This window comes from Sulfuricurvum sp., assembly GCF_049305995.1.
GTDB lineage: Bacteria > Campylobacterota > Campylobacteria > Campylobacterales > Sulfurimonadaceae > Sulfuricurvum.
The window spans coordinates 1-2448 of sequence record NZ_JBAQPS010000132.1; the positions used below are offsets into that span (position 1 = coordinate 1).

Below are 2448 nucleotides of genomic sequence, written 5' to 3' on the forward strand. Positions count from 1 at the left end.
TCACATTAAAAACAGCCCGCTTAAATATCTCAAGATTTACCGAGTTATCCCGAGTCAATGCTTTTGTAATTCTCCAAAACTGCTCATAGGAATAATGTCCTGGTTCATTAAAATCAATATGGGTCAAGCCGGCTAACGTGTGCATATGGATCTTGCGACCATCAACACGATCAAATCGTTTGATGGCGTAGTGCCAGTCATTTCCATCATAGAGCATCTGCGTTTGAGGAACACTGATCCCCACCTCTTCCGCCATCTGCATATAGAGGTATTCGAGTTTGGTAAAATCGAGCGCACGTCCCAACTGATCCGATTTGCTAAACTTTACCAACCAGTGCTCAAACCCCTCCGGCACACCCAACTGTGCTCCACTTATAATCTCTTTCGTTTCACGGTTCCATCCGATAGAAGCTTTTGGCTGTGCACCTCCGGGTGACGCAGCATTTTCCATAAAGGCTGCGATGTGATGAAGTGCATCGGATTGTTCACCTTTGATGATAACTTGAGAGTCCAAATACATCTGACGTAAATCCATAATTTCGGCTTTTAGAGCAGCAAATTGTGGCTGATCGCTCGGTTCATACTCCAATGCCCCCATTCCGCGTGAACCGATATAGGATAATCGCATCAAGAGATTTACATCTGCTATGCTTTTCCCTTTTTCCTCGTAATAGCGATCGATTACCCTCATCCCAAATTTATCCGGCAGACTATCATGAAAAACACCGGGAATACCTTGGAAATAAGTAGTATCTGTGTTAGTATATGCACCTTTTAAACTATTGATTGCAAGTTTGTGAGGTGAAATTTCTAGTCCCATCTTTTGAAATATCGGATCATATTCAAAATAGACCGTCCGTCCATCATACAGCAATGTCCCCACTGTATGACCATACAGTTTTGCAGTAATCTCTGTCATTTACGAACCCTTTTACGATCTTGTTGAGAAGCATTCACACGGATTTCTTCCAATGTTTTTAATGCACGTTCTTTAACGAGATTCTCGCCCTTTTCATCCAATTGTAAAACAAAGAGTAATTTGAACATATTTTTAGCAGACAATGTACCATTTTTTAGAAATGCACGGTAGGTAGGGAGTGGAATCCCTGCACGAGATGAAAGCTCTTGCTGGGTGATATTTTGGTTAATACGTTCTTTTTCAAACATCTCTGCCAGACGAGACAGCATCTCTTGTTCAGTATATAGCCGTAGCATTATATCTCACTTAAAGTATAATATATCATATATTAAATCAATAAATAAAGTTTAATAGATATTAAAATATCTATTAAACTTTATCGCTAAACTTATCGCTTATTTTATCGTAAAACAAATAAAAATGTATTAGACTTCTTGCATGATCTATTTTTCTGATAGAGGAACTTTTACGCCATCCTAAAAAATGTTATATTCTTGGTTGAAACGTTTACTACGTTTAACTCGCACGTTCATCTAATCCATTTAAAAAATCTTCTATCTCTTCCCAACCCTCATCCCACGGTGTAGTTTCCATATTGCCGCTTTTGTACTCTTCGATGCGGCGTTTCACCTCATCGTGCTAAGGAGCTTTAACGCTTCTTCGGCATAAAGGTCGTTTACTCGTATCGTCATAACGTCCCCTTGTTTAATGTATCGGGAAAATTATAACACGCTTTAGATTATTTGAATTGAGAAAAAAGAGATTGGAAAAGGGTGATTTGGATGGAGGTGGTGGGTCAACCAGGACTTGAACCTGGGACAACCCCGTTATGAGCGGGGGGCTCTAACCACTGAACTATTGACCCGTTTTTGTGGAGCGGTATTATAAGCACTCTATTATTATAAAAAGCTTTTTTTACCCGTATCGTTATAAAGATATCGAAAACGATACGCTAGCAGGTTTTGTAAAATGGCAAACATTACCATAAAATTCACAAAACTACTCCCTCCATAACTAAACATTGGGAGAGGAACACCAACTACAGGAGCAAAACCTATCGTCATCGCGATATTAACACTCATATAGATAAAGAAAAATAAAGAGAGTCCTCCTGCTACCACCTTGATATAATAATCCTCGGACCACCCTGCGATCATTAGTAAATGAACAATCAATACTGCATAAAGTGAAATAAGTAAAAATGCGCCGAAAAAACCGAACCGTTCTACTACATACGCAAAAATAAAGTCACTAGATGCGATAGGGAGAAATTTCATCTGTGCTTGTGTAGCATCATCTTTCGCCTTGCCCATGAATCCCCCAGAACCTATTGCAATAATCGACTGCTCAACCTGATAACTCGGCTTTTCTCCCACAAAATCATGAAGTCGCTGTTTTTGGTAACCATGCAGCTGGGTGTAAATCAGGGGGAGCGAAATAATAAAAGCAACCCCTAATCCAATCCATATTTTCCATTTTACCCCTACGATAAAGAGTACTCCAAATCCCAAGAGTGCCAACACTGTTGC

The 2448-nt window shown here is 39.7% G+C and carries 3 protein-coding genes and 1 tRNA gene; all 4 read right to left on the minus strand.

Annotated elements, in window-relative coordinates:
• Window positions 1-919 (minus strand): type II toxin-antitoxin system HipA family toxin (locus WA010_RS04380; protein ID WP_422555936.1); only part of this gene is annotated, 919 nt, incomplete at its 3' end.
• On the minus strand, window positions 916-1215 hold the full coding sequence (locus tag WA010_RS04385) for a helix-turn-helix domain-containing protein (protein WP_422555937.1): 300 nt from the start codon (window positions 1213-1215) through the stop codon (window positions 916-918). The genes WA010_RS04385 and WA010_RS04380, both read right to left, overlap by 4 nt.
• A 493-nt stretch (window positions 1216-1708) precedes the next feature.
• Window positions 1709-1784: transfer RNA gene (locus tag WA010_RS04390), tRNA-Ile, on the minus strand.
• Between the two features lie 34 nt (window positions 1785-1818).
• A partial coding sequence (locus tag WA010_RS04395; RefSeq protein WP_422555938.1) for an FtsW/RodA/SpoVE family cell cycle protein occupies window positions 1819-2448 on the minus strand: 630 nt, incomplete at its 5' end.